At 70.4% G+C, this 26,208-nt stretch carries 22 protein-coding genes; 4 read left to right on the top strand and 18 right to left on the bottom strand.

The genetic code is table 11. The annotated features are described in order from the left end of the window. Positions 1–40: 40 nt before the first annotated feature. From ACZ4UU_RS08185 to nsdA, 4 genes are all read right to left on the bottom strand, one after another. Positions 41–2,488 (bottom strand): [protein-PII] uridylyltransferase, encoded by a 2,448-nt coding sequence (locus tag ACZ4UU_RS08185; RefSeq protein WP_468037582.1) that lies wholly within the window; start codon positions 2,486–2,488, stop codon positions 41–43. Between the two features lie 28 nt (positions 2,489–2,516). Next, complete coding sequence (locus ACZ4UU_RS08180; RefSeq protein WP_055725071.1) at positions 2,517–2,855, bottom strand: P-II family nitrogen regulator; 339 nt, start codon at positions 2,853–2,855, stop codon at positions 2,517–2,519. Next, positions 2,852–4,207 carry an ammonium transporter gene (locus ACZ4UU_RS08175; RefSeq protein WP_468037580.1) on the bottom strand — a complete coding sequence of 452 codons (1,356 nt, stop codon included), beginning with the start codon at positions 4,205–4,207 and terminating at the stop codon, positions 2,852–2,854. Before ACZ4UU_RS08175 ends, ACZ4UU_RS08180 begins: the two co-directional genes overlap by 4 nt. A gap of 412 nt (positions 4,208–4,619) precedes the next feature. Continuing rightward, positions 4,620–6,113, bottom strand: a complete 1,494-nt coding sequence (gene nsdA, locus ACZ4UU_RS08170) for a transcriptional repressor NsdA (RefSeq protein WP_468037577.1) — start codon at positions 6,111–6,113, stop codon at positions 4,620–4,622. 458 nt (positions 6,114–6,571) lie between these two features. Here nsdA and ACZ4UU_RS08165 point away from each other — a divergent pair, with 458 nt between their 5' ends. Further along, positions 6,572–7,228 carry a bifunctional DNA primase/polymerase gene (locus tag ACZ4UU_RS08165; RefSeq protein ID WP_468037575.1) on the top strand — a complete coding sequence of 219 codons (657 nt, stop codon included), beginning with the start codon at positions 6,572–6,574 and terminating at the stop codon, positions 7,226–7,228. A gap of 115 nt (positions 7,229–7,343) precedes the next feature. Here ACZ4UU_RS08165 and ftsY read toward each other — a convergent pair whose 3' ends face one another. Then, a complete protein-coding gene (gene ftsY, locus ACZ4UU_RS08160; RefSeq protein ID WP_468037573.1) occupies positions 7,344–8,555 on the bottom strand; it encodes a signal recognition particle-docking protein FtsY in 1,212 nt (403 codons plus the stop codon). 228 nt (positions 8,556–8,783) lie between these two features. Between ftsY and ACZ4UU_RS08155 the strand changes: the two genes are divergently transcribed. Continuing rightward, positions 8,784–9,755: an LLM class flavin-dependent oxidoreductase gene (locus ACZ4UU_RS08155; protein ID WP_468037571.1), complete on the top strand. Its 972-nt coding sequence runs from the start codon at positions 8,784–8,786 to the stop codon at positions 9,753–9,755. Between the two features lie 410 nt (positions 9,756–10,165). Here the strand turns inward: ACZ4UU_RS08155 and ACZ4UU_RS08150 are convergent, their stop codons facing one another. From ACZ4UU_RS08150 to ACZ4UU_RS08135, 4 genes are all read right to left on the bottom strand, one after another. Then, the gene (locus tag ACZ4UU_RS08150) at positions 10,166–11,581 is read right to left on the bottom strand and encodes a sugar porter family MFS transporter (RefSeq protein ID WP_468037569.1); all 1,416 of its coding nucleotides are present in this window, start codon (positions 11,579–11,581) and stop codon (positions 10,166–10,168) included. A 285-nt stretch (positions 11,582–11,866) separates the two neighbouring features. Continuing rightward, positions 11,867–15,478 (bottom strand): chromosome segregation protein SMC, encoded by a 3,612-nt coding sequence (gene smc, locus ACZ4UU_RS08145; protein WP_468037567.1) that lies wholly within the window; start codon positions 15,476–15,478, stop codon positions 11,867–11,869. Between the two features lie 251 nt (positions 15,479–15,729). Then, a complete protein-coding gene (locus ACZ4UU_RS08140) occupies positions 15,730–15,933 on the bottom strand; it encodes a hypothetical protein (protein WP_007493378.1) in 204 nt (67 codons plus the stop codon). Positions 15,934–16,316: 383 nt separating this feature from the next. Next, positions 16,317–16,598 (bottom strand): acylphosphatase, encoded by a 282-nt coding sequence (locus tag ACZ4UU_RS08135; RefSeq protein ID WP_217215096.1) that lies wholly within the window; start codon positions 16,596–16,598, stop codon positions 16,317–16,319. Between the two features lie 152 nt (positions 16,599–16,750). On the opposite strand from ACZ4UU_RS08135, the gene ACZ4UU_RS08130 reads away from it, so the two are divergent. Further along, positions 16,751–17,893, top strand: a complete 1,143-nt coding sequence (locus ACZ4UU_RS08130; RefSeq protein ID WP_468037565.1) for a CAP domain-containing protein — start codon at positions 16,751–16,753, stop codon at positions 17,891–17,893. A 3-nt stretch (positions 17,894–17,896) separates the two neighbouring features. On the opposite strand, the gene ACZ4UU_RS08125 is transcribed toward ACZ4UU_RS08130, so the two are convergent. Beyond that, complete coding sequence (locus ACZ4UU_RS08125) at positions 17,897–18,253, bottom strand: hypothetical protein (protein WP_468037563.1); 357 nt, start codon at positions 18,251–18,253, stop codon at positions 17,897–17,899. Positions 18,254–18,452: 199 nt separating this feature from the next. On the opposite strand from ACZ4UU_RS08125, the gene ACZ4UU_RS08120 reads away from it, so the two are divergent. Further along, positions 18,453–18,854, top strand: coding sequence for a winged helix-turn-helix transcriptional regulator (locus tag ACZ4UU_RS08120; RefSeq protein WP_468037561.1), 402 nt, complete (start codon positions 18,453–18,455; stop codon positions 18,852–18,854). Here the strand turns inward: ACZ4UU_RS08120 and mutM are convergent. The 8 genes from mutM to recG all read right to left on the bottom strand — a co-directional run bounded on the left by mutM (position 18,827) and on the right by recG (position 26,154). Then, on the bottom strand, positions 18,827–19,687 hold the full coding sequence (gene mutM / locus ACZ4UU_RS08115) for a bifunctional DNA-formamidopyrimidine glycosylase/DNA-(apurinic or apyrimidinic site) lyase (RefSeq protein ID WP_468037559.1): 861 nt from the start codon (positions 19,685–19,687) through the stop codon (positions 18,827–18,829). The two genes, ACZ4UU_RS08120 and mutM, sit on opposite strands and share 28 nt — an antisense overlap. An 82-nt stretch (positions 19,688–19,769) precedes the next feature. Then, the gene (rnc, locus tag ACZ4UU_RS08110) at positions 19,770–20,624 is read right to left on the bottom strand and encodes a ribonuclease III (protein ID WP_468037557.1); all 855 of its coding nucleotides are present in this window, start codon (positions 20,622–20,624) and stop codon (positions 19,770–19,772) included. Positions 20,625–20,631: 7 nt separating this feature from the next. Next, positions 20,632–20,805 carry a 50S ribosomal protein L32 gene (rpmF, locus tag ACZ4UU_RS08105; protein WP_003951102.1) on the bottom strand — a complete coding sequence of 58 codons (174 nt, stop codon included), beginning with the start codon at positions 20,803–20,805 and terminating at the stop codon, positions 20,632–20,634. A gap of 2 nt (positions 20,806–20,807) precedes the next feature. Then, positions 20,808–21,455 (bottom strand): YceD family protein, encoded by a 648-nt coding sequence (locus ACZ4UU_RS08100; RefSeq protein WP_468037555.1) that lies wholly within the window; start codon positions 21,453–21,455, stop codon positions 20,808–20,810. A gap of 138 nt (positions 21,456–21,593) precedes the next feature. Continuing rightward, positions 21,594–22,676 carry an ATP synthase F0 subunit B gene (locus ACZ4UU_RS08095; RefSeq protein WP_468037553.1) on the bottom strand — a complete coding sequence of 361 codons (1,083 nt, stop codon included), beginning with the start codon at positions 22,674–22,676 and terminating at the stop codon, positions 21,594–21,596. 58 nt (positions 22,677–22,734) lie between these two features. After that, positions 22,735–23,214, bottom strand: a complete 480-nt coding sequence (coaD, locus tag ACZ4UU_RS08090) for a pantetheine-phosphate adenylyltransferase (RefSeq protein WP_468037900.1) — start codon at positions 23,212–23,214, stop codon at positions 22,735–22,737. A 26-nt stretch (positions 23,215–23,240) separates the two neighbouring features. Then, positions 23,241–23,828, bottom strand: a complete 588-nt coding sequence (gene rsmD, locus ACZ4UU_RS08085; RefSeq protein ID WP_468037551.1) for a 16S rRNA (guanine(966)-N(2))-methyltransferase RsmD — start codon at positions 23,826–23,828, stop codon at positions 23,241–23,243. A gap of 109 nt (positions 23,829–23,937) precedes the next feature. Further along, on the bottom strand, positions 23,938–26,154 hold the full coding sequence (recG, locus tag ACZ4UU_RS08080) for an ATP-dependent DNA helicase RecG (RefSeq protein WP_468037549.1): 2,217 nt from the start codon (positions 26,152–26,154) through the stop codon (positions 23,938–23,940). Positions 26,155–26,208: the final 54 nt, after the last annotated feature.

The following is a 26,208-nucleotide window of genomic DNA, read 5'->3' as shown; positions in this document are numbered from 1 at the left end:
GTTGCCGGGATCCCTCGGTACAGAGCCTTGGAACAGGGTCTCAGCCCCGCAGCGTCTCCTCCACCTTGCGTGCCACGGCGGCCGCCTCCTCGCTGGGCAGCGGCGCCCCCTCGGGCCCTGTGACATAGAACGCGTCGACGGCGTTGGCACCCAGCGTGCTGACATGCGCACTGCGCATCCGCACCGCCGCGTCCTCCAGCGCCCGGCCGATCCGGAACAGCAGCCCCGGGGCGTCCTGGGCACGCACCTCGATCACCGTGGCCAGCCGGGACGCGGCCGGATGCACCGACACCCTCGGCGGCGGGGGCACGACACCCCGGCGGCGCGGATAGGCCGCGTCCCGCTCGGCGAGGCGGCCCGCGATGTCCAGGGTGCCGTCCAGGGCGCGCACGAGGTCGGCACGCAGCCGGGTGGCCTGCGGCAGGGAGCCGTACTCGGCGGCGACCCGCCAGTTCAGCAGCAGGACGGAGCCCTCGACGCCGTCGGGCAGGTCCAGGGCGCGCAGCTCGGCCGTGCGCACGGTGAGGCGGTGCATCGCGAGGACGCCGGCCACCGCGGGCAGCACGCCCGGCTGGTCCGGTACGGCGATGAGGAGTTCCACGCCGAGCGGCTCGGGATCGCCGGAGGGCTGCTCCTCCGTCGGGGGCTCGGTCTGCGCGCGCAGGGCGAGCACCGGGCTGCCGGTCGCCATCGCCTCGATGGCCAGCCGCTCCTGCTCGGCGGTCGGCGCGGCGGCCTCGGGCTCGTCGAGGTCGTCCCCGGCGAGCACGGCGGCGACCCGTTTCACCAGGTCGGCGACGAGGGAACCGCGCCAGGACGACCAGGCGGCCGGGCCGGTGGCCAGCGCGTCGGCCTCGGTCAGGGCGTGCAGCAGTTCCAGCGTGCCCTGCGAGCCGACGGCCTCGGCGACCGAGCGCACGGTGGCCGGGTCCTCCAGGTCGCGCCGGGTGGCCGTGTCGACGAGCAGCAGGTGATGGCGTACGAGGGCGGAGAGCACGGCCACGTCGTCGCGGTCGAAGCCGATCCGCGCGGCGACGTCCTTGGCGATGATCTCGCCGGCCACCGAGTGGTCGCCGGGCCAGCCCTTGCCGATGTCGTGCAGCAGCGCGGCGACCAGGAGGAGGTCGGGGCGGTGGACGCGACGGGTGAACTCGGAGGCCCGCACGGCCGTCTCGATCAGGTGCCGGTCGACGGTCCAGATGTGCACGGCGTTGCGCTGCGGGCGGCAGCGGACCCGCTCCCAGTCGGGGAGAAGCCCAGTGATCAGGCCTTCGGCCTCCAGCGCCTCCCACACGTCGACCGTGGGACGGCCGGAGCCGAGCAGGGTCACGAGCTGTTCGCGCGCCTCGGCGGGCCAGGGCGTGGGCAGCGGGCGCACGGTGGCCGCCATGCGCCGTACGGCGTGCAGCGAGAGCGGGAGCCCGGCCTGCGCGGCGGCGGCCGCGGCCCGCAACGGGAGCACGGGATCGCGTTCGGGGCGCGCGGCACGGGCGAGCACCACCTCGCCGTCCTGCTCGACCACGCCCTCGGCGAGCGGGGACCTTTCCGCCGTGGGCTTCCCGCCGCCCAGCATGGCGCGCAGCCGCGGCCGCACGGCGCGCGAGCGCAGTACGCGCCGCACTTCACGCCAGGTGACATCGCTGGCGTACGAGATGACCCGCGCCGCCTCGTACACCTGCCGCAGCAGCGTGTCCGCGTCGAGCAGACCGAGCTCGGCGGCGACCTGGTCCTGCTCCTGGAGCGAGAGCCGGTCGGTCGCGCGCCCGGTGGTCAGGTGCAGGGCGTCGCGTACGTCGAGCAGCCGGCGCCGGGCGTCGTCGAGGCCCTCGCGCGGGGCGTCGGCCAGCCAGGATGCGGCGACGGCGCGCAGGATGGTGGCGTCGCGCAGACCTCCGCGCGCCTCCTTCAGGTCGGGTTCCAGGAGGTACTGGAGCTCGCCCTGGCGCTCGGCGCGTTCGGCGGACAGCTCCTGGAGTTCGGGCAGCCGCTTGGGTGCCTGGTTGCGCCAGTCCGCCAGCACCGCCGTACGCAGTCCGGCGGTGAGCCCCAGGTCGCCCGCGATGTGCCGGGCGTCCAGCAGACCGAGCTGGACCTTGAGGTCCTCGCCGGCCGTCTTACGGGCCTCGGCGGGCGTGCGCACGGAGTGGTCGAGGGCGAGGCCGAGGTCCCAGACCGGGTACCAGATGCGGTCGGCCAGGGCGGCCACCGCGCCAGGGTCACCGCTGTCGTGCAGCAGGAGCAGGTCCAGGTCGCTGCGCGGGGACAGCTCGCCACGGCCGTAGCCACCGACGGCGACGAGGGACACCCCGCGCAGCCCCTCGGCGCCGGCGGCGAACAGGCCGGTCAGCCACTCGTCGGTCAGTTCGGCGAGGGCGGAACGGCGCGGCGGCCCGGACCGCGCCTCCTCGGTGAGGAGACGCAGCCGGGCCGCCGCATAGCCGCTGGGTCCCGAGTCCTCTGCATCCTTGGAAACGTCCGTGCTCGTCACCCAGCGACTCCTGTTCTGTTTCCCTGCCTCAGAGCGCGTCGGGCCCGCGCTCGCCGGTGCGGACCCGTACGGCCGTGTCGACCGGCAGGGACCAGACCTTGCCGTCACCGATCTTGCCGGTGCGGGCGGCCTTGACGATGACGTCGATCAGCTGCTCGGCGTCGTCGTCCTCGGCCAGGACCTCGATGCGGATCTTCGGGACCAGGTCGACGGTGTACTCGGCACCGCGGTAGACCTCGGTGTGGCCCCGCTGACGACCGTAGCCGCTCGCCTCGGTGACCGTCAGGCCGTGGACCCCGAAGGCCTGGAGGGCTTCCTTGATCTCGTCGAGCCGGTGGGGCTTGACGACTGCGGTGATGAGCTTCATGCGTCCACCTTCTTGCTCGCGGCCGCGGCGACCGGGGCCTGGGCGGCGGTCCGTGCGGCACCGCCGCCGGCGCCACTGAAGTCGTATGCGGTCTCGGCGTGCTCGGCCTGGTCGATGCCGGCCACCTCCTCGTCCTCGGTGACCCGCATCCCGATCGTCTTGTCGAGGACGAGGGCGAGGATCGCGGACACGATCAGGGAGTAGGCGAGGACACCGCCGACACCTGCGAGCTGCTTCCACAGCTGGTCGAAGCTGTGGTCGCCGTAGAAGACGCCCGTGGCCTCGGACTGGCCCTTGCCGCTGGCGAAGAAGCCGATCAGGATCGAGCCGACCACACCGCCGACCAGGTGGACACCGACGACGTCGAGCGAGTCGTCGTAGCCGAACTTGTACTTCAGGCCGACGGCCATGGCGCACAGGAGGCCGGCGATGGCACCGACGGCGATCGCGCCGACCGGGGTGACCGAGCCACCGGCCGGGGTGATGGCGACCAGACCCGCGACGGCACCGGAGGCAGCGCCCAGCGTGGTGAACGCGCCGTGGCGGATCTTCTCGTAGATGAGCCAGGCCAGCATGGCGGCGGCGGTCGCGACCTGCGTGTTGACGAACATCAGGGAGCCGACGCCGTCGTCGTTGCCGAGCCAGGAACCGGCGTTGAACCCGAACCAGCCGAACCACAGGAGGGCCGCGCCGAGCATGACCAGCGGGAGGCTGTGCGGACGCATCGGGTCCTTCTTGAAGCCGACCCGCTTGCCGATCACGAGGATCACGCCGAGCGCCGCGGCACCGGCATTGATGTGGACCGCCGTACCACCGGCGAAGTCGATCACGCCCATGTCGAAGGCCCAGCCGCCGTCACCCCAGACCCAGTGCGCGACCGGGAAGTACACGACCGTGGCCCACAGCGCGATGAACAGCGCCCATGCCGAGAACTTCACGCGGTCCGCGAGGGCGCCGCTGATCAGGGCGGGTGTGATGATCGCGAACATCAGCTGGAAGACGAAGAAGACCAGCAGCGGGATGTTGTACGTCGTTCCCGCGGAACTCCACAGCTCGCCCTTGTCGACGTTGCTGAGGCCGATCCAGTCGGAATTCCAACCGATGACGCTGCCGGAGTCCTTGCCGAAGGCGAGCGAGAAGCCGTACAGCACCCACAGGATGGTGACGATTCCCAAGCTGATGAAGCTCATCATCAGCATGTTCAGGGTGCTCTTGACGCGGACCATGCCTCCGTAGAAGAAGGCCAGTCCCGGGGTCATGAGCATCACCAGGGCGGAACAGATGAGCATGAAGCCTGTGTTGGCGGGCGACAGCTCTACCTTGTCTGCCGCCGTCATGATGGCTGGTGCCATCGGCGTCTCCTCGTCATTGGTACGGCCCCGTGCGGGCGAAGCCTGAGCGGATTGAGGGGTGGGCCGGTTATGCGCCAAGAGATTGACGCAGCGCCGTTTCGGTGAAAGCCCCTCGTTGTTTCGCCGCCGTGACGAAGGCGCCTCGTGTGTTACGCCTCGATGAACTGCCGGATTGCGGCCGACCTGATCGTTATCTTGGCGCAACCTTCGACGACGATCACCGCAACCATCAATTGAGGAACCCCCACGGTGCCCAGCCACATCCGCGAGAGCGGCGCCGGTTTAGGCGCAAAAGCGGGATCCGGCCGCGGTCGGCCTTCCGATGACCTGGCATGGGGGAGCCGAGTCGGGCGGTTCGGGAGGGCCGGCCGCGGCCGGGGTTCAGGGGTTGCCCCGCGCGGGCACGCGAGGCTCAGACCGCCTCCGCGGTCTCCGGCAGCTCGACGGCGAGCTTGTCCGTCAGGTCCACGACCTCGGCGAGCTCCCCGAAGTCGCGTGCCGCCGTGTCGACCGTCTTTCGAATACGAGTGTTGACGCGCTCGGAACGCACCTTTTTGGCGATGCGCATGGCCTGCTCGGCGTAGACCGCGCTCTGCTCGGGCTCCTGGCGGAGCAGATGCACCGTGGCCATGCCGATGAGGTTCAGTGCGTACGACCGCTGGTGCTCGGCGTCCTTGGCGAACAGGTCGACGGCCTGCTGCATCAGCGGCTCGGCGAGCGAGGCGTACGTGGGGCTGCGGCCGGCGACATAGGCGAGGTCACGGTAGGAGTGGGAGTTCTCGCCGTAGAGCTCGGCCTCGGAGAAGAAGCGGATCCAGTCGGGGTCCGGCTCGTCCCAGTCCACGGACTCGGCGAAGGTGTCCTCGGCCATCCGGACAGCCCGCTTGCACTTGCCGGGCTGGCCCATGTTGGCGTAGGCGCGGGCCTCCATCGCATACAGCATCGACTGGGTGCGCGGGCTCGCGCAGTCCCGGCTGCCGTACTGCGCGAGGTGGATCAGCTCCAGGGCGTCGTCGGGCCGGCCGAGGTGGATCATCTGGCGGCTCATGCTGGACAGGACGTACGAGCCGAGCGGCCGGTCGCCCGCCTCCTTGGCGGCGTGCAGCGCGAGGACGAAGTACTTCTGCGCGGTGGGCTGGAGCCCCACGTCGTACGACATCCAGCCGGCCAGCTCCGCCAGCTCGGCGGCGACCTTGAACAGCTTCCGGGTGGTGGCCTCGGGATGGGGCTCCTGGAGCAGGTCGGTCACCTCGTGCAGCTGGCCCACGACGGCCTTGCGGCGCAGGCCGCCGCCGCACTGCGCGTCCCACTGGCGGAACATCACGGTGGTGGACTCCAGCAGGTCCAGCTCGGGCTTGGACAGCCGGCCACGCGCGCGTGAGGACGGGACGGGCCGGGGCTCCTGGTACGGGGCGGGCGGCGCGGGGACCAGCCAGCGCTGCATCGGCTCGATGAGGGCCGGGCCCGCGGACAGGGACAGCGAGCTCCCGAGGAAGCCGCGCCGCGCCAGCATCAGGTCGCTGCGCGAGAACTCGCTGAGCAGGGCCACCGCCTGCGGGCCCGTCCAGGGCAGGTCGATACCGGACACTGAGGGTGACTGCCGGGCGGCGCGCAGACCGAGGTCCTCGACGGAGACGACGCAGCCGAACCGCTCGGAGAACAGCTCGGACAGGATCCGCGGGATCGGCTCGCGAGGGTTCTCGCCGTCCAGCCAGCGGCGCACCCGGGAGGTGTCGGTCGAGATGTGGTTGGCACCCAGCTGACGTGCGCGGCGGTTGACTTGGCGGGCGAGCTCGCCCTTCGACCAGCCGCTGCGCACGAACCAGGACGTGAGCAGCTCGTTCGGGCGCTTGTCAGCGTGCGATGCGCCACCAGCACTCGTACCGCTTCCGCTGTTGCCGCTCACTGGAACGCCCCCATCCCTTGGACCACTTGTCACCGAGTGCGCCAAGCCCTATCAGAATGCCGGTAAATACGGTCGGCCGTCCGGCACTTGTCACCCTTCGAACGGAAAGTCGACTTGCCCCCGGCATACCCACAAGCGCATGTGCCCCGAGGGTTCGTGCACACACGGTAATCCTACGATCACGCCTCCAGCCATGGCGATCCGGGAAACGCCACCATTCGCCACCCCTTCGAATGAACTAACGGCCGCCTCCACGCGATTCACTTGACATAGGACGGCCGGAAGTGGGCGGAGCGAAGCACTTGGAGGCGCGTGTCGCCGAGCCCGCAACCCTGGGCGCTTCCGGGCGCCGCGTGAGCCGAGCGGTGTCAGAGGGTAACCGGCCACCCAAGAACACACAGGGTCACGTTCCGCATCCGCGCCGTAACCACCCGCGCGCTGGACCCGTTGGAGGGGGCATGGGCTTCACGATCGGCGGCATCCGGGAGATCCGATCCGGCGCGCGTCGACGCGGCCGCTCCTCGGAGTGCACCGCCGTCGCCGAGTTCACCGGACTGTGGGGCTGGGACGTGGTGCCCGGCGCACGGGCCGCGGCGGGCGCCTGTTCATGCGGCCGCTCCGACTGCGACGCGCCCGGCGCACACCCTCTCGACTTCGCGCCCCACGTCCCGGCCGGGGCCACGCTCGACGATGTCAGCAAGGCGTGGTCGGAGTTCCCGGGCGCCTCGGTGATGCTGCCGGTCGGGCAGGCGTTCGATGTGATCGAGGTGGCCGAGGCCGCCGGACGCCGCGCGCTGGCCCGGCTCGAACGCATGGGACTCCCCCTCGGCCCGGTCACCGCCACCCCCGAGGGCCGCGCCCACTTCTTCGTGGCCCCGGGCGCCGCCGCCGAGCTCCCCGAACTCCTCTACCGCCTGGGCTGGGACGACCCCACCCACCTCGACCTTCGCGGCCTCGGCCCGGGCACGTCCATCACGGCCCCGCCCTCCGACCGGGGCGGGCTGGGACCGGTGCGCTGGCTGAGGCCACCGGCACTGGACACGGCTTCGAAGCCGCCGGCGGCACGGTTACTGCTGGGGACGTTGGCGTACGTGGCACATCGGTCGCGGGCGTGACACAGGACCCACCGGCCGCAGTCGTACACAGCGAAGCGCCCGTCCCCCAACTGCACCTTGGGGGGCGGGCGCTTCCTCGATCGAGCACTTACGAAAGTTCGTAGGTGAGGTGGGGTCACTCCCCGATAAGGGCGTCAACGAACGCCTCCGGCTCGAACGGCGCCAGGTCGTCGGCGCCCTCGCCCAGCCCGATCAGCTTCACCGGGACGCCCAGCTCGCGCTGGACCGCGACGACGATGCCGCCCTTGGCCGTGCCGTCGAGCTTGGTGAGGACGATGCCGGTGATGTCGACGACCTCGGCGAAGACGCGGGCCTGGACCAGGCCGTTCTGCCCGGTCGTCGCGTCCAGCACGAGGAGGATCTCGTCCAGCGGAGCGTGCTTCTCGACGACCCGCTTGACCTTGCCGAGCTCGTCCATCAGGCCGGTCTTGGTGTGCAGGCGCCCGGCGGTGTCGATGAGGACGACGTCGGAGCCCATCTCCTTGCCCTCCTTCACCGCGTCGAAGGCGACGGAGGCGGGGTCGCCGCCCTCCGGCCCGCGCACGGTGTAGGCGCCGACGCGCTCGCCCCAGGTCTGGAGCTGGTCGGCGGCGGCGGCACGGAAGGTGTCGGCGGCGCCGAGGACGACGCTGCGGCCGTCGGCCACGAGGACGCGGGCGAGCTTGCCGGTGGTGGTGGTCTTGCCGGTGCCGTTGACGCCGACGACCATCACGATGCCGGGCTTGCTGGCCTCCGGCTCGGTCCTGACCGTGCGGTCGAGGTCGGTGCCGACCAGCTTGAGCAGCTCCTCGCGCAGCAGGCCGCGCAGCTCGGCGGGCGTGCGGGTGCCGAGCACCTTCACGCGCTCGCGCAGGCCGTCGACGAGTTCCTGGGTGGGGGCCACGCCGACGTCGGCGGTGAGCAGCGTGTCCTCGATCTCCTCCCAGGTGTCGTCGTCGAGGTGCTCGCGCGACAGGAGCGTGAGCAGCCCCTTGCCGAGCGCGTTCTGCGAGCGGGAGAGCCGGGCGCGCAGGCGGATCAGACGTCCGGCGGTGGGCTCCGGGACCTCGATCTCGGTCGGCGGGAGCTCTTCGACGACGGGCGGTTCCTCGACGGCGACCCCGGTCGAGCCGTCGGGAAGGTCCACCTCCTCTATGGTCCGGCGCTCTTCGTCGCGCGGTGTCTCGGCCTCGTCGCCGACGTGCGGCTCGGCCGGTGGGGCGGTGATGTCGGGCGCGGCGGGCGGCGGCGGAGGCAGCTGCTTCTTGCGACGGCTGCCGACGATGAGCCCGCCGAGCGCGCCGAGCACGACCACGGCGATGACTACAGCAAGGATGACGATTTCCATAACACGCCCAGTATGCGTGACCCCCCGCTCGGCCGTTCGTTCTCCACGTGGGGCCGCGCGCCCCGCCGGGCCGGGCTGGCCCGCGGTCCGACCTCACGTCGGCCGGAAGCCCCCCGTCATGGCTCATGAGGTGGGCCGTGACACGCCCTCGTCATTCCCAGCCCCTGGCGATCTGACGCTCCGTCAACTACTGTCCTCCCGCCGAGCCGCCCGTCGGAGGGGACCCCCATGCCCGTCACGGTCGTCCGTTTCAACCTCGTCGAGCCCGACGCGACCCCCACCTCCCTCGCCGCCCGCTACCGGGCGGCCCTGGAGATGGCCGCGTACGCCGACGAGCACGGGATCACCACCGTGCAGACCGAGGAGCACCACGGCGCCGAGAACAACTGGCTGCCGTCGCCGTTCGCCTTCGCCGCCGCGGTCTTCGGCGCGACCAGGCGCCTAGCGGTCACCGTCTCGGCGATCATCGGCCCGCTGCACGACCCGCTGCGCCTCGCCGAGGAGATCGCCGTACTGGATCTGCTGAGCGGCGGTCGTCTGGTGACGGTCGCCGGGATCGGGTACCGGCCCGAGGAGTACGCCCAGTTCGACGTGGAGTGGAAGCGGCGCGGCAGACTCCAGGACGAGCTGCTGGAGACGCTGCTGAAGGCGTGGACCGGCGAGGAGTTCGAGTACCGGGGCCGTACGGTGCGGGTCACTCCGCGCCCGTACACCGATCCGCACCCGCTTCTGCTGGTCGGCGGCTCCTCGAAGGCCGCCGCCCGCCGGGCCGCCCGGCTCGGCCTGCCGTTCTTCCCCAGCGCGCATCTGCCGGAGCTGGAGACGTACTACAAGGAGCGGCTCGTCGAGTACGGCACCGCGGGGTGGACGATGATGCCGGCGGCACAGACGCCGCTGCTGCACATCGCCGAGGATCCCGACCGGGCGTGGGCACGGTACGGCGGACACTTCCTGCACGAGGCACGGACGTATGCCTCCTGGCAGTCCGGCGACGTCCGCTCGGCGGTGAAGTCGGCGGCCACGACGGTGGCCGAGCTGCGCGCCGAGGGCGTGTACCGGATCGTGACGCCACAGGAGTGTGTGGCGCTGGGGTTCGACAGCTATGTGCTGCACCCGCTGTCGGGCGGGATGCCGGTGGAGGAGGGATGGCGGAGCCTTCGGTTGTTCGCGTCGGAGGTGCTTCCGGCGCTGGGGGCCTGAGCTGCGTCGATATCCGGTGGTCCGAATTGTCCGGCGGTGGTCCACTGAGCCCATGAGTCGGTGCGCGGATGTGTTCGTGCGTGCCACGAACGGCGAGTGGCAGGTGCTCCGAGGTCCCGTCGCCGAGTTCCTGCGGGAGGTCGCCTTGCTGCGGGCAAACCTGGAGCTGATCGCCGCCACCCCGCGACTGCCGCGAGAACTCCCGGAGTGCCGGAGCCAGATCGAACTGCGGCTGGACAGCATCGAGGCGACAGCGCTGCGCGCGCGGGAACTCGGGGCCGGTGTCCTGAATCTGGTGACGTACGGCGAACCGCCGCCCCGGCTCGGGCAGTGGCCGGGCCGGGGCGGCGGCGGGATACGGGAGGAGGGGCAGCGGGGACTTGGCCCTTCCCCCCGAGTTCGGGGGCCGGTCAGCCCATCTCCTCCAGCTTCTTGCCCTTGGTCTCGGGCACGAACTTGAGGATGAAGGGGATGGAGAGGAAGGCGAACACCGCGTACATGACGTAGGTGAGCGACAGGTTCCAGTCCGACAGGTCCGGGAAGGTGATCGTGATCGCCCAGTTGGCGATCCACTGGGCCGAGGCGGCGACGCCCAGGGCGGCGGCGCGGATCTTGTTCGGGAAGACCTCGCCGAGCATGACCCAGACGACCACGCCCCAGGACATGGCGAAGAAGAGGACGAACGCGTTGGCGGCGATCAGCGCGACGTAGCCCTGCGCGGTGGGCAGCGGGTCGTTGCCGTTCTGGAAGGAGAAGGCCCAGGCGGCCGCGGCGAGCGAGACGCCCATGCCGACGGAGCCGATGAGGGCGAGCGGCTTGCGGCCTATGCGGTCGACGAAGATCATCGCGATCACGGTGCCGATGATGTTGATGATCGAGGTCTCGAACGAGTAGAAGAACGAGCTCGACGGGTCGACGCCGACGGACTGCCACAGCAGGTTCGAGTAGTAGAAGATGACGTTGATGCCGACCAGCTGCTGGAAGACGGAGAGGCCGATCCCGATCCACACGATCGGCAGGAGACCGAAGCGGCCGCCCAGCAGGTCCTTGAACGTGGACTTGTGGTCGCTGCGCATGGCCTGGTCGATCTCGGCGACCCGGGCGTCCAGGTCCATGCCGCCCTCGACGTCGGCGAGCACCTTCTTGGCGTCCTCGACGCGGCCGACGCTGATCAGATAGCGCGGGGACTCGGGGATGGCGAAGGACAGCAGGCCGTAGATCACGGCGGGCACGAGCATCACGCCGAGCATCCACTGCCAGGCCTCCAGGCCCGCGACCGTTCCGCGCTCCTCGCCGTCGGCCATGTTGAGGATGGCCCAGTTGACGAGCTGCGAGACGGCGATGCCGATGACGATGGCGGCCTGCTGGAACGAGGCGAGCCTGCCCCGGTACGCGGGCGGCGCGACCTCGGCGATGTAGGCCGGGCCGATCACCGAGGCCATGCCGATGGCGATACCGCCGAGGACACGCCAGGCGGCGAGGTCCCACGCGGCGAACGGGAGCCCGGAACCGACGGCGCTCACGGCGAACAGCACCGCCGCGATCTGCATGACGCGGATGCGGCCGATGCGGTCGGCTATGCGGCCGGCGATCGCGGCGCCCACGGCACTGCCGAGCAGGGCGCTGGCCGCGACGGTCCCGGTGACGCCGGAACTGAGGTCGAACCGGGCCTGGATGCCGCCGTTCGCCCCGTTGATCACGGAACTGTCGTAACCGAACAGGAAGCCGCCCATGGCGGCCGCCGCGGTGATGAAGACGACGTGCCCGAGATGTTCGGGGTGCGCCGTCCTGGCTCCTGACGTGGGTGCCTGCGCTGTGCTGGTCACGTGGTACTCCTCGGGCCACCGGCAACGCTGCCGGGTGGGGGTCAGCCGCTCCAAGTAGTGATACCTGAAGGTAAAAGCAACGTTGCAGAGACTATGCCTTCAAGTTTCGAAGTCAATAGGCAAGTGGTTGTGAGTTTCGAGACGTGATTAGCTGACATGCGTTCACTTCTTGAAGAAACGGTGATGAGGTCGACCAGGGGCGCGGGGCTGTGTCGAACTGCGGCTCCGCCGCGTGGGCGCGCCGAGCCACGACGGCGCCGCAGCCGAAAGCGGCCGAAGCCGGTGCTAGCGAAGCCGCTGGCTGATGACCTTGGACACGCCGTCGCCCTGCATGGAGACGCCGTACAGCGCGTCGGCGACCTCCATCGTGCGCTTCTGGTGCGTGATCACGATCAGCTGCGAGGCCTCCTGCAGCTCCTGCATGATGCGGATCAGCCGCTGGAGGTTGGTGTCGTCGAGGGCGGCCTCGACCTCGTCCATGACGTAGAACGGGCTGGGCCGGGCCTTGAAGATCGACACCAGCATCGCGACGGCGGTCAGCGACCGCTCGCCACCGGAGAGCAGGCTCAGCCGCTTGACCTTCTTGCCGGGAGGACGTGCCTCGACGTCGACACCCGTGGTGAGCATGTTGTCGGGATCGGTCAGGATCAGCCGTCCCTCGCCCCCGGGGAACAGCCGGCTGAAGACGCCCTCGAACTCCCGGGCCGTGTCCCGGTAGGCCTCGGTGAAGACCTGCTCGACGCGTTCGTCGACCTCCTTGACAACCTGGAGCAGGTCGGCCCGGGTCTTCTTCAGGTCTTCGAGCTGCTCGCTGAGGAACTTGTGCCGTTCCTCCAGCGCCGCGAACTCCTCAAGGGCGAGCGGGTTGACCTTGCCGAGCTGCTGGTAGGCCCGCTCGGCCGCCTTGAGCCGCTTCTCCTGCTCGGCCCGCACGAACGGCTTGGGCTGGTTGCGGGGGTGCTCGGGGTCCTCGGGGAGCTGCTCGCCCTCGGCGGCCAGGGAGGGCGGTACGAGCTGGTGGGGGCCGTATTCGGAGACGAGGCCGGCGGGCTCCACGCCCAGTTCCTCCAGTGCCCTGGTCTCCAGCTGCTCGATCCGCATCCGCTTCTCTGCGCCGAGGACCTCGCCGCGGTGCACGGAGTCGGTCAGCTTGTCGAGTTCGGCCTTGAGGTCACGGCCCTGGCCACGGGCGACGGTGAGTTCCTGCTCGCGCCGGGCCTTCGCCACCTCGGCGGCGGTGCGTTCCTCGTCGGCGCGGGCGAGGGAGACCTCGACGTGCGCGAGCAGCTGCCGGGTGCCGGAGGCCACGGCTTCGGCGACGGCCGCCTCGTGCCGCAGCCGGGCCCGCCGCTGCTCGGCACGCGCGCGTGCGTCCCGCTCAGCTCGGGCGGCGCGGTCGAGGGAGTCGGCGCGGCCGGCGAGTCCCTTGACGCGTTCTTCGTGGGTACGGACCTGGAGGCGGGCCTCCATCTCGGTCTGGCGGGCGTTGGCGCCGTCGGCGGCGAGACGGTCCCGTACCGACGTGTCGGGCTCCTCCTCGACCGGCATCTCCTCGGCCACGGCGAGCCGTTCGGCGAGTTCCTCGACCTCCTGGAGTGCCTTGTCGAGGGCGTCCTGGGCCCGCGCGGCGGCGGCCACGGAGCGCTCCGCTTCGCCGGCCGCGCCCCTCGCCTGGCCTGCGAGCCGGCCGAGTTGCTGGGCGACCGCGGACTTCTCCCGGTCGGCCGCCCGGCGCCGCTCCCCCAGCTCCTCGACGAGCCCCGCGCACTCCTTGCGCCGCTCTGTTGCCGCGTGCTGGGCCTCGGCCAGCTCCTCGCAGCGCACTGCCAGCTCTTCCAGTTCGGCGGCGGCCTCGTCCACGGAGGCCTGTACTTCGAGGAGGCTCGGCGCCCCGGCGGAGCCGCCGTGGGCGAAGTGGGCGCCCAGGAGGTCGCCTTCGGCGGTTACGGCGGTGAGGTCGGGGTGAGCGTAGACGAGCTCCTCGGCGTCCTCGAGGGTGGGGACGACGACGATGTCGTGGAGGAGGCGGCGGATGGCCGGCAGGAGGTCGGAGGGGGCACGGACCAGGTCTGCGGCGGGGCGCCCGCCGGGGGGTGCCAGGTCAGGGAGGTGTGCGACCGCCGGCTCGTCGTGGCTGGTCGCGCAGTTCCCCGCGCCCCCATGAGGCGCGTCTTCGGCGCCCCCTGCCAAGAGCAGCGCCGCCCGGCCCGCGTCCTGCTTACGGAGGAGGCGGATCGCGTCCGCCGCCGCGGACGGGGACCTCACCGCGACCGCGTCCGCCGCCACCCCGAAAGCCGCCGCCAGCGGTACCTCGTACCCCGGCGTCACCGTCAGCAGTTCCGCAGCCGGGCCCAGCAGTCCCGTGAGGCGGTCCTCCGCGCCCAGCAGTGCGCCCGTGCCGTCCTTGCGGCGCAGGCCGAGTGCCAGCGCCTCGTGACGGGCCTGGGTGGCGGCGCGGGCCCGTTCCGCGGCCGTGGCGGCCTCGCGGGCCGCGGTGAGGGCGGCCTCGGCCTCGGTGAGCTGCCGCTTCGCCGCGTCGTGCTGCTCGCCGAGCTCCGCGTCGCCCGCGTCCAGGCCGTCGACCTCGGCCTTCAGGGCCTCGTACTCCTCCTGCGCGGAGAAGGCCCGCTCCTGGGCCTCGTCCCGTGCGGCGGCCAGGCGGTCGATCTCGGCCTGGGCGGAGGCCGCGCGGGAACGGGCCGCGTTGACCTGCCCGTTCAGCCGGGCGAGGCCTTCGCGGCGGTCGGCGATGGCTCGGGCGACGTCCTTGAGGCGCCGCTCCTCCTGCGTGAGCTCGCGTTCCAGTTCCGCTCGGTGCGCGACCGTGTCCTCCAGGGCGCGCTCGGCCGCCTCCAGGGCCGCTTCGAGCTCGGCCTCCTGCTCACGGATGCGGGCGGCCTCGCGCTCCATGTCCTCGGGGTCGCGGCCCCGGCGTTCCTCCGGCGGCGCTGACGTGGCGCTCTTCACGCGCGCGTCGGCCAGCGAGATCGTGCCGCGCACCCGCTCGGCGAGCTGGGACAGCTCGTACCAGGTCTGCTGGGCGTGCTGAAGGCGGGGCGTGAGCTGTCGTACCTCGTCCTCCAGGAGGGCCTCGCGCTGCAGGGCTTTCTTCAGCTCCTGCTCGGCGGCCTCCTTGCGCTCCTTCAGCGCGGCCTCGTCGGCGACCTCGGCCTGGAGCGCCTCGCGGAGCCCTACGAGATCGTCGGCGAGGAGGCGGAGGCGGGCGTCGCGCAGGTCGGCCTGGATGACAGCGGCCCGGCGCGCCACCGCCGCCTGCCGGCCGAGCGGCTTGAGCTGCCGGCGCAACTCGTCCGTCAGGTCCTGCACGCGCGCGAGGTTGGCCTGCATCGCGTCCAGCTTCCGCAGAGCCTTCTCCTTGCGCTTGCGGTGCTTGAGGACGCCCGCGGCCTCCTCGATGAAGGCGCGGCGGCCCATGGGGTCGGCGTGCAGCACGGAGTCGAGCTGGCCCTGGCCGACGATGACGTGCATCTCGCGGCCGATGCCGGAGTCGGAGAGCAGTTCCTGGATGTCGAGCAGGCGGCAGGTGTCGCCGTTGATCTGGTACTCGCTGCCGCCGTTGCGGAACATGATCCGCGTGATCGTGACCTCGGCGTACTCGATGGGCAGTGCGCCGTCGGAGTTGTCGATGGTCAGCGAAACCTCGGCTCGGCCAAGTGGCGGACGGCCGGTGGTGCCGGCGAAGATGACGTCCTCCATCTTGCCGCCGCGCAGCGACTTGGCGCCCTGCTCGCCCATGACCCAGCTGAGCGCGTCCACGACATTGGACTTGCCCGAGCCGTTCGGTCCGACGACGCACGTGATCCCCGGCTCGAACCGGAGCGTGGTCGCCGAGGCGAACGACTTGAACCCGCGGAGGGTCAGGGCCTTGAGGTGCACGCCGCTGGACTCTACCTTCCGCCGGTATCCCACTCCATGAACCCGCGGTTTCACCGATGAACGCGCAGGGCACACCAAACGTTAAAGAGGGTGAAAGGATGCGCGGGGCAGTAAGCCGGGGGCAAGAAAGAAGGGACGCCGAAGCGTCCCTTGCAACTTCTGACGGCTGACTCAGCAGTCGTCTGACAACTACTTAGCGGTTGGATACGGGCAGCCCAACCCCTGCTTGTGCTGTCGGAGCGATGCAGTGATCAGGTGAGCGCAGGCTCCGCCTGGTGTGCGTCGATGCTCTCCATGATCCTGTCGTGAGAAGCGGCAGCCTGCAGAGCGTCGTTCTCCGCCTGGATCCGTCCGAGCTCGGATTCCAGGTCCTGTACGCGCTGCTGGAGCCGTCGCATCTCGGCGAGGAGTCGAGGGTCGGAGCCGCCGACGTAACCGAGAAGCGCCTTTGCCATGATGGATGGTCCTCCACAATGAGTGACCGACCGAAGCGGTGTGGGTCGTGAGGGATTCGCACCCGCGGTTGCTTGGCAGGCCTTGAGTTGTGCTGCCGTTCAGCCACGCCAAACAGCGAAGGTGCGCGGGGCTTTCAGCGTCTCACCAAAAAGTTTGACGGTCAACACGATCACGCCCCGTATTGGCGGGCGAACCCGGTGGCGCACGGCCGGAAAGCGGCTGCGCGGCGACTCCTGCGGGGCCCTCGGGGCGTGGCGATCATCCTTGAGTGCGGAGCCTGCCACCACACGCGCTTCTTGGCAACCACCTGCTCATTTCTGCTCGGGGCAGTTGCCGGTGGCAGGTCCCTCCGCTTGCGCCAGGGCCGATTTACAGAAACGGCTCAGCGGATGGCGAAGCCGTCGTAACCCCCACGAGGTGTGTCCCAGATCTCGGTGACACCGTCCACCCGCCCGGGCGTGTCGTCGCCCTCGAGCCAACCGAGGAGCCCTTCACAGCCTTCTCGCGAGCCCTCCGCGACCACCTGGACCCGACCGTCGGCCAAATTGAGAGCAAAACCACTCAGGCCGCCGATCTCGAGGGCCTTGGCCCGCGTGAACCAGCGGAAACCCACACCTTGGACGCGTCCACGCACCCAGGCGACCAGCCGTACATCCTCGCTCATGACTGCAACCTAACGGGCCAATGTCCCTCTGGGCACTTCCTCCTCGGACTCCATGGGGTACCGTCCCCACCCAATGAATCCCATATGAAACTCACACGATCGAGTGAGTTCTGTGGGGATCTTGAGACCGCAGGGACGAGGAAGGCCAGGACATGGGACGCCACCGACGCTCCGCCGCCGGCCGCGCCGCCACGGGCCGCGCCACGGGGGTCACACATACGGACGGCTCCTTCACGGAGGGCCACGACCCGCTGGACTCGTACGGCGGCGACCGCCCGACGATGGGCATCGCGCCCTATCTGAACCCGGAGGCGTACGCCGAGGCCTACGCGAAGAGCGACGCCTACCTGTTCGCCTCGGACGACGACTACGACCGGATCACCGGCACGACCACGTTCCCGGACACCGGGACGGCCGCGTTCCGCAGTGACGGCTTCACGCCAAGCGGCGGCTCCCGGCGCCCCGGGGGCGGCTCGCACCGCCGACGCAAGAAGAAGGCCGTGGCTCCCGTGAAGACCGGGCTGCTCGGCGTCTCCGCTGCGGTCGCGCTGGGCACGGTCGCGGTCGCCACGGGCGTGGTGCCCGGCATCGACAACTACCAGCTCGGCGGTGGCAGCGGCGCGGACAAGGTGCAGGCCGCCGACACCCCGACCAACGCCCCCACCGAGCAGGGCGGCACGTCCGGCGACGCCGACAGCCAGGACAACGGCTCCTCCACCAGCGGTGACGCCGAGCGGCCCACCTCGCCGGCCCCGTCGACGTCGTCGGCCGCACCGACGAAGACCCCGTCGAAGAAGCCGTCGGCCACGCCCAGCCAGAAGCCGAAGGAGACTCCTTCCCGTACGGCCACGAAGGCGCCGGAGAGGGAGAAGGAGCCCGAGCGCGAGCAGACCGGCGCCCCCGTGGAGATGTCCGCCCAGGCCGCCGCCGCGGCCGAGGTGCTCCAGTTCGTCAACCAGGAGCGCGCCCAGGTCGGCTGCAGCGCGGTCGCCGCCAACAGCTCGCTCACGGACCTGGCCCAGGACTTCAGCGAGGACATGGCCGCGCGGGGGTTCTTCGACCACACCGACCCGAGCGGGGCGTCCCCGTGGGACCGCGCCGCGAAGGCCGGCATCACCGACCTCGGCGGCGAGAACATAGCCCGCGGCCAGGCCGACGCCGCCGCGGTGATGGACGCCTGGATGAACAGCCCGGGCCACAAGGCCAACATCCTGAACTGCGACTTCAAGACCCTGGGAGTCGGCGTGCACTTCGGCGCCGGCGGGCCCTGGTGGACGCAGGACTTCGGTTACTGACGGTCAGTCCTCGGCGAGGCCCAGCGGGCGCAGGGCCGACCGGTAGTCGCCGGTGGTGACGAGATCGTCGATCACCTGGACCATGGCGGGGACGCCCGGGTCCCGGACGATCAGGTTGTCCCAGCAGTAGAAGTACCGGCCGCCGAGGCATTCCCCGGTGTCCTGCCAGCGGTCCATCAGGCGGCGCGCCTCGTCGAGGGTGAAGACGGTCCCGGACCAGCGCTGTCCGTCGGCGAACGTCACCCACATGTCGACGTTGCAGACCTCGTCGAGGTCCTCCCCCGCGCCCGGGACGAAGCAGATCTCGTACCCGTCTCTGCGCACCCGGTAGAACGGGCCGTCCCACACACCTACCCCCAAGGCGCCGCCCCCCGGTGGCCGGCTCAGTGGGCAGGCTACTGCGTGGACGGCGCCTGGTACGCGTTCATTACGACTAGTACGCGTTCATTACGACGTCGCTCAGGCGGCCGCGACGCGTCCTCACGCGAACACCACCGCTAAACTAACCATAAGTTAGCGCAAACCGAGCGCTAGCGCTGCGTTGAAGTACGCTTGAGGAATGGACACCACGCACGAGTGCACGGAGGCACAGCACCTCCCGTACAACGTGTTCGCCAAGGCCTGTCCCTCGCGGGGGACGCTGGAGCACGTGACGGGCCGCTGGGGCGGACTCACGCTCGGCGCCCTGTACGAGGGCTCGCTGCGCTTCAACGAGCTGCGTCGCCGAGTCGACGGCGTCAGCGAGAAGATGCTGTCCCAGACGCTGCACGCCCTGGAGCGGGACGGCCTGGTGCACCGCGAGGCGCAGCCGACCAATCCACCGAGGGTCGACTACGAACTGACGCCGCTCGGACGCGGGGTCGCCGAGCGGCTCCTGAGCCTCATCCACTTCGTGGAGGGGCAGATGAACGACGTGCTCGACGCACGTCAGCGCTACGACGAGACGCGCGGCACCCTCTGACACTTCGGGCAGAAGTAGCTGGACCGGTTCATCCAGGGCCGCCGCCGCATCGGCGTACCGCACCGCTTGCACGGCAGTCCCTCACGGCCGTACGCGTCGAGTGACCGGTCGAAGTAGCCCGACTCGCCGTTGACGTTGACGTACAGGCTGTCGAAGCTCGTGCCGCCGACCGCGAGGGCCGCGTTCATCACATCCCTTACGTGGCCCAGGAGTTCGAGACTGCGCGGGCGCGTGAAGGTCGCGGTCGGGCGGTCGTAGTGGAGGCGGGAGCGCCACAGGGCCTCGTCCGCGTAGATGTTGCCGACGCCGCTGATCAACGACTGGTCGAGCAGGGCCCGTTTGATCGTGGTGCGCTTGCGGCGCAGGGCCTGGTGGAAGACCTCGTCGTCGAAGAGCGGGTCCAGGGGGTCGCGGGCGATGTGCGCGATGACGTCGGGCAGGCCGTCCGCGGTGTTGTCGTGCAACGACAGCCCGCCGAAGGTGCGTTGGTCGACGAACCGCAGCTCGGTAGCGAGCGCGTCCGTGAACCGCACCCGGATCCTGAGGTGCTTCTCGTCGGGCGCCTCCTGCGGCTGGACCAGCAGCTGACCGCTCATCCCGAGGTGGGCCAGGATCGACTGGTGCGTGTCCTCCAGGGGCAGCCACAGATACTTGCCGCGGCGGCTCGGGGTGCCGATCCGGTGGCCCTTGAGGCGGTGCGCGAAGTCGTCCGCACCGGCGATGTGCCGCCGTACGGCACGCGGGTGCAGCACCTCGGCGTCGGCGACGGTGCGGTGGGCGACCCACCGCTCCAGGCCGCGTCGTACGACCTCGACCTCGGGCAACTCGGGCATCGGATCCCCCGTCAACCTGCGTCTGAATGGACCGAGCGCCCGCCCCACGGCGGGGTGCGGGCGCTCGGATCGCTCTGTTCGGTCAGGCGGAGGCCGACGACGTGTCGGCGTCGGACTCAGCGGCGTCCTGCTGGGCGGCATCCGCTGCCGCCTTCGCCTTCTTGGCGCGCTCGTCCGCCGCGGCCCGGATGGACCGCCACGCGGACTCAGCGGCCTGCTGCTCCGCCTCCTTCTTGCTGCGGCCGGTGCCGGTGCCGTACGAGACGCCTCCGACGCGGGCGGCAGCAGTGAAGGTCTTCTCGTGGTCGGGGCCGGTCTCCGTGACCAGGTACTCGGGGACGCCGAGGCCTTCGGTCGCGGTGAGCTCCTGGAGGCTGGTCTTCCAGTCCAGGCCGGCTCCGAGGTTCGAGGACTTCTCGATCAGCGGGTCGAACAGGCGGTGCACCAGCTCCGCCGCCGAGTCCAGGCCCTGGTCGAGATAGACCGCGCCGATCACCGCTTCCAGGGTGTCGGCGAGGATCGATGCCTTGTCCCTGCCGCCCGTGCCCTCTTCGCCCCGGCCGAGCCGGATGAAGGAGCCCAGGTCGAGCCCGCGGCCGACCTCCGCCAGCGCACGCGAGTTGACCACCGCGGCCCGCAACTTGGCCAGCTGGCCTTCGGGCAGGTCGGGGTGGGTGCGGTACAGCGTGTCCGTGACAACGAGGCCGAGAACGGAGTCCCCGAGGAACTCCAGGCGCTCGTTGGTGGGCAGGCCGCCGTTCTCGTACGCGTACGACCGGTGGGTCAGCGCACGCACCAGAAGGGCGGACTCGAGCTTGTACCCGAGCCGCCCTTCCAACAGCGTGTGGGACGAGGCCTGGTTGTCCGCCTTCTTACGGGCGTGTGGGTCCGCCTTGGCGTCTTCCGCCTTCTTGGCAGTGGACACAGTGCCTCTCACCAGCCGCTCAGACCTCGAGGACCTGGCGCTTGTTGTAGGTGCCACAAGACGGGCACGCGATGTGCTGCTGCTTGGGCTCGTGGCAGCGCTCGCACGCAACCAGGGTGGGGACCGCAGCCTTCCACTGCGACCGGCGGTGGCGCGTGTTGCTGCGCGACATCTTCCGCTTCGGAACAGCCACGGCTACTTCTCCTGCTTCTCGTCGACGCCCGCTTCCGCGTCAGCGCCGCTCATCTCGTCCTTCTCGCCGTCTTCGAGTGAACCGGCGAGTCCCTGCAATGCCGCCCAACGGATGTCGACGGCGTCATGGTGGTGGTCCGGGTCGTCCGCAAGGCGCGCACCGCACTCGGCGCACAGTCCTGGGCAGTCTTCCTGGCACACCGGCTGCATCGGCAGTGCGAGCACCACCGCATCGCGCAGCACGGCTTCGAGGTCGAACAGGCCGTCCTCGAGAAAGAGCCTGTCCTCGTCGTCCTCGGCGTCGTCGCCCGGTTCCGCGCTGTGATGGCGGCCCCGGTCGTCGGCGTCAGGGTACGAGAACATCTCCTGGAATTCCGCTTCGACGTCGAGCTGAAGCGGCTCCAGACACCTTACGCACTCCCCCTCGGCCTGTGCACGGGCGGTGCCTGTGACGAGCACCCCTTCCATGACCGACTCGAGTCGGAGTTCGAGCTCGACCGGGGCGCCTTCCGGCACTCCGACGACCCCCTGGATACCGAAGTCCTTGGGGGCGTCGATCGTGCGGGTCAGGCGCTGCAGCGCACCGGGCCGCCGACCCAGCTCGTGTGTGTCGAACACGAGAGGGTTGCGGTGGTCGAGGCGGGCTGTCACGCCATTCCTGCTTTCGATCTGCTGAGCTCAGGGGTCACTGCCCTTCGGTGTTACCCGGGCAGCGTTGATCGCGGACGTACACGCGACCGAAGAGCCAGGATACTGGACCTTTCGCTCACGGCCCAATCCGGCTGTCTCTTACTGTCCTCGCCCCTGCTCGTAGGCCCGCAGCTGCTCCGCGCTGATCATGCTGGTGTCGAAGAGGCTGGTCTCGTCGAGCGCGTAGCCCTGGTTGCCCTGCGCGGTCTGCTGCGGGACCTGGTGCTGGTCCTGGCCAGGGTCGTAGGCGGCCTGCTGGGGGGCGTAGCCCTGGTAGGCGTAGGGGTCGGCCTGCTGGTAGCCGTACGGGTCCTGCTGGCCGCCGTACTGCTGCTGGTAGCCGTACGGATCCGCGGTCTGCTGCTGGTAGCCGTACGCCGGCTGCGCGGTCTGCGGGTCGTACTGCGGCTGTGGCGGTACGGCCGCGGCCGGCTGCTCGGCGGGGGCCGCCGAGGCGTCCTGCTCCGCGAGCGCGGCGAGGTCGGCGAGGTAGTCGGCGTCGCTGGAGTGCTGGACGGTGCCGGTGTCGTCGGCGAGGGCGCCGAGGTCGTCGGTGGCGATCCGGCCGTGCAGCTTCTGCCGGCCGCGGCCGACGGCCTCCAGGGTCTTGGCCAGGACCGCCTCGAAGGCCCCGAGCTTCACGTCGACGTATTCGTCGGCACTGCGGCGCAGGGTCTCCGGGTCGTGGCTGCGCTCGGGGGCGTCCTCGTCCTCGTAGCCGTTCTCGTCGGTGCCGGGGCCGGTGCCGAGGAGCTTCTCGCGGCCGCGGCCGACGGAGCCGAGGGTCTTGGTGAGGACGACCTCGAAGTTGGCGAGCTTGGAGTCGACGTAGTCGTCGGCCTCCGCGCGGACGTCCTCGGCCTCCTTGCGGGCCTCGGCGAGGATGCGGTCGGCCTCGGCCTGGGAGCGGCGGGCGACCTCGGTGTCGGAGATCAGGGAGCCGCGCTCGGCGTGCGCGCCCTGGATGATCCGCTCGGCCTCCTGGCGGGCCTGCTCGACCATCTGCTCACGGCCGCCGATCAGCTCCTCGGCCTGGGCGAGGGAACCGGGCAGGGCCGCGCGGACCTCTTCCAGCATCGAGAGCAGTTCGGCGCGGTTGACCACGCACGAGGCCGACATGGGCATCGACCGGGCACCTGAGACCGCCGAGACGATCTCGTCGAGCTTCTTCTGCACGTCCACCGTGTGCTCGCCACTCTCTACAGCTGTGATGGAGACGGACGGGACGACTGTAGCCCCATCAGTCCTTGCGCAGGCGCTCGTTGAGGGCCTCCAGTACCACCGGCGGCACGAGGTGGGAGACGTCGCCGCCCCAGGTCGCCACCTCCTTGACGAGGGAGGAGGACAGGAAGCTGTAGGTGGGGTTGGTCGGGACGAAGAGGGTCTCCACGCCCGAGAGGCCGTTGTTCATCTGGGCCATCTGAAGCTCGTAGTCGAAGTCGCTGACCGCGCGCAGGCCCTTCACGATGGCCGGGATGTCGCGCTGCTTGCAGAAGTCGACGAGGAGGCCGTGGAAGGCCTCGACCCGGACGTTCCCGTACTCCGCCGTGACCTGGCGGATGAGGTCGAGTCGCTCGTCGACCTCGAACAGGCCCTTCTTGGCCTTGTTGATCATGACGGCGACGTAGACCTCGTCATACAGCCTTGAGGCGCGGGAAATGATGTCGAGGTGTCCGTTGGTGATCGGGTCGAACGACCCGGGACAGACGGCGCGGCGCACTGGTGATCCCTCGCTCTCGGGTCCGGTCATCGTGCGTCTTCGCACGTGGAGGCGGCGCGACCGTACCAAAACGTTCCCTCGCCGTAACGACGGGCCCGGATCGCTTCGAAACCGTCCGGCCACCGGAATTCGCCACCTCTGGTGCTGCGCTCCACGGTGACGAGTGCCTCGGGCGCGAGCCAGCCCTCTGAGCGGAGTGTGAGCAGAATCTCGCGAAGATCGTGATCTGTGACTCGGTACGGGGGGTCCAGGAAGACGAGGTCGTACGGCTCGGTCGGCGCCGGGGTCTGGATGATCTGTTCGGCTTTGCCCGATCTCACCTCGGCGCCGGGGAGGCCGAGGTTCTTGACGTTCTCGCGGACGGTGCGTGCCGCTCGCGCGTCGGCCTCGACCAGGAGGGTGTGGCTCGCGCCGCGGGACAGGGCTTCGAGGCCGACTGCGCCCGAGCCCGCGTAGAGGTCGAGGACACGTTCGCCGTCCAGGGGGCCGCCCAGGAGGGACTGCCAGGTGGAGAAGAGACCTTCGCGTGCGCGGTCGGAGGTGGGGCGGGTTCCCGTGCCGGGGGGCACGGCCAGGCGACGTCCGCCGGCTGCGCCGGCGATCACGCGGGTCATCTTTGGTCCTTGGTTGTGAGCGGCTTTAGGTTCAGTGTGGCTGGTCGCGCCCCCGCGGCGGTAGCCGCATGGTCCATACAGCCCCGCGCCCCTTGAGGGACGTTATCGCTCACCCCTTTTCCAAGTACTGCTCCCTCTCCTCGTCCAGGAGGGCGTCCAGGGCCGTGCGTAGGCCGGGGAGCTGCTCCAGCTCCGGGTCCGCCGCCACCACGGCCGCCGCCTCGTCCCTCGCCTCCGCGATGATCTCCTCGTCCTCGATGACGGCGAGGACCCGCAGCGAAGTACGGGCTCCCGACTGGGCCTGGCCCAGGACGTCGCCCTCGCGGCGTTGTTCGAGGTCGATGCGGGAGAGTTCGAAGCCGTCGAGGGTGGAGGCGACCGCGTTCAGGCGCTGGCGGGCGGCGCTGGCCTCCGGCATCTCGGTGACCAGGAGGCAGAGCCCGGGTGCCGAGCCTCGGCCGACGCGGCCGCGGAGCTGGTGGAGTTGGGAGACGCCGAAGCGGTCGGCGTCCATGATGACCATCGCGGTGGCGTTGGGGACGTTCACGCCGACCTCGATGACGGTCGTGGCGACCAGGACGTCGGTCTCGCCGGCGGCGAAGCGGCGCATGACGGCGTCCTTGTCGTCGGGGTGCATACGGCCGTGCAGCACCTCTACGCGCAGGCCTTGGAGGGGGCCCTTGGCCAGCTGGTCGGCCACCTCCAGGACGGCGAGGGGCGGGCGCTTCTCGGCCTCGTCCTCCGGGGACTTCTTCTTGCCGGACTTCTTCGGGTCGTCCTCCTCGTCGCCGATGCGCGGGCAGACGACGTACGCCTGATGACCGCCCGCGACCTCCTCGCGCACCCGCTCCCAGGCGCGGGCCAGGAAGTGGGGCTTGTCGGCGGCGGGGACGACATGGGAGGCGATGGGTGAGCGGCCGGCCGGGAGCTGGTCGAGGACCGAGGTCTCCAGGTCGCCGAAGACGGTCATGGCGACGGTGCGCGGGATGGGCGTGGCCGTCATCACGAGCAGGTGCGGAGGCTGTTTGCCCTTGCCGCGCAGGGCGTCGCGCTGCTCCACGCCGAAGCGGTGCTGTTCGTCGACCACGACCAGGCCGAGGTCGTGGAACTGCACCTTGTCCTCGATCAGCGCATGGGTGCCGATCACGATCCCCGCCTCGCCGGTGACCAGGTCGAGCAGGGCCTGGCGGCGGGCTGCCGCGCCCATGGAGCCGGTCAGCAGCACCACCTTGGTGGCCTGCTCGGCGCCGCCCAGCATGCCGCCCTCGGCCAGCTCGCCCATCATCTCGACGATCGAGCGGTGATGCTGCTGGGCGAGGACCTCGGTGGGCGCGAGCATGGCGGCCTGACCGCCGGCGTCGACCACCGCGAGCATGGCGCGCAGCGCCACCATGGTTTTTCCGCTGCCCACCTCTCCTTGGAGCAACCGATGCATCGGATGCTCGGTCGCGAGGTCGTCGAAGATCTCCTTCGAGACCTTCTGCTGGCCCTCGGTGAGGGTGAACGGGAGACGGTCGTCGAAGGACGTCAGGAGGCCGTCCGGCTTGGGCCTGCGGGCCACCGCGGGGAGTTGGGCGTCCGCGTGGCGGCGGCGGGCCAGGGCGACCTGGAGGACGAAGGCCTCGTCCCACTTGAGGCGGGAGCGGGCGTCCTCGATGTCGGCCTTGGTGTGCGGGCGGTGGATCTTGAGGAGGGCCTCGGGGAGGGTGACCAGGCCGCGGCCCGCGCGGAGGGTGTCCGGGAGGGGGTCGACGGCCTCCTGGGCGCTGGGCAGGACCGTCTGGATGGCCTTGCCGATCTTCCAGGACTCCAGTTTGGCGGTGGCGGGATAGATCGGGATCAGGGCGCCGGCCCAGGTCTCGACCGTCTCCACCGCCTCGTTGTCGGCGCCGCGCAGCAACTCGTACGCCGGGTGTGCCAGTTGCAGTCGGCGGTTGAATACGGAGACCTTGCCCGCGAACATCGCGCGGGTGCCCGGCAGGAGCTCCTTGTGGGGCTTGTGAACGCCGGCGCCGAAGAAGACCAGTTGGAGGCGGCCGCTGCCGTCCGTGATCGTGACTTCGAGGCGCTGGCCCTTGCCTCGGGGGGCCTTCGAGGAGGCGAAGGAGTGCAGGCGGGCGTCCGCGACCATGGCGACCACCGTGACGTGCTCGTCCATGGGGAGGTCGGCCAGGTGCGTGAGCTGGCCGCGCTCCTCGTATCTGCGCGGGTAGTGGTGCAGAAGGTCGCCGACGGTGTGCAGGCCGAGGTGCTCGGCCATCACCTTGGCGGTGGGAGGGCCGAGCACTTTCTTCAGTGGTTCTTCCAGTGCGGGCACGAGATCCATTCCACACCACGGCACTGACAATGCCGTAGAGGTCGCGGCGCCCGTCCCGGTAAA

This window comes from Streptomyces sp. NPDC028907 (assembly GCF_055564995.1).
This window is presented reverse-complemented; position numbering and strand designations above follow the sequence as displayed.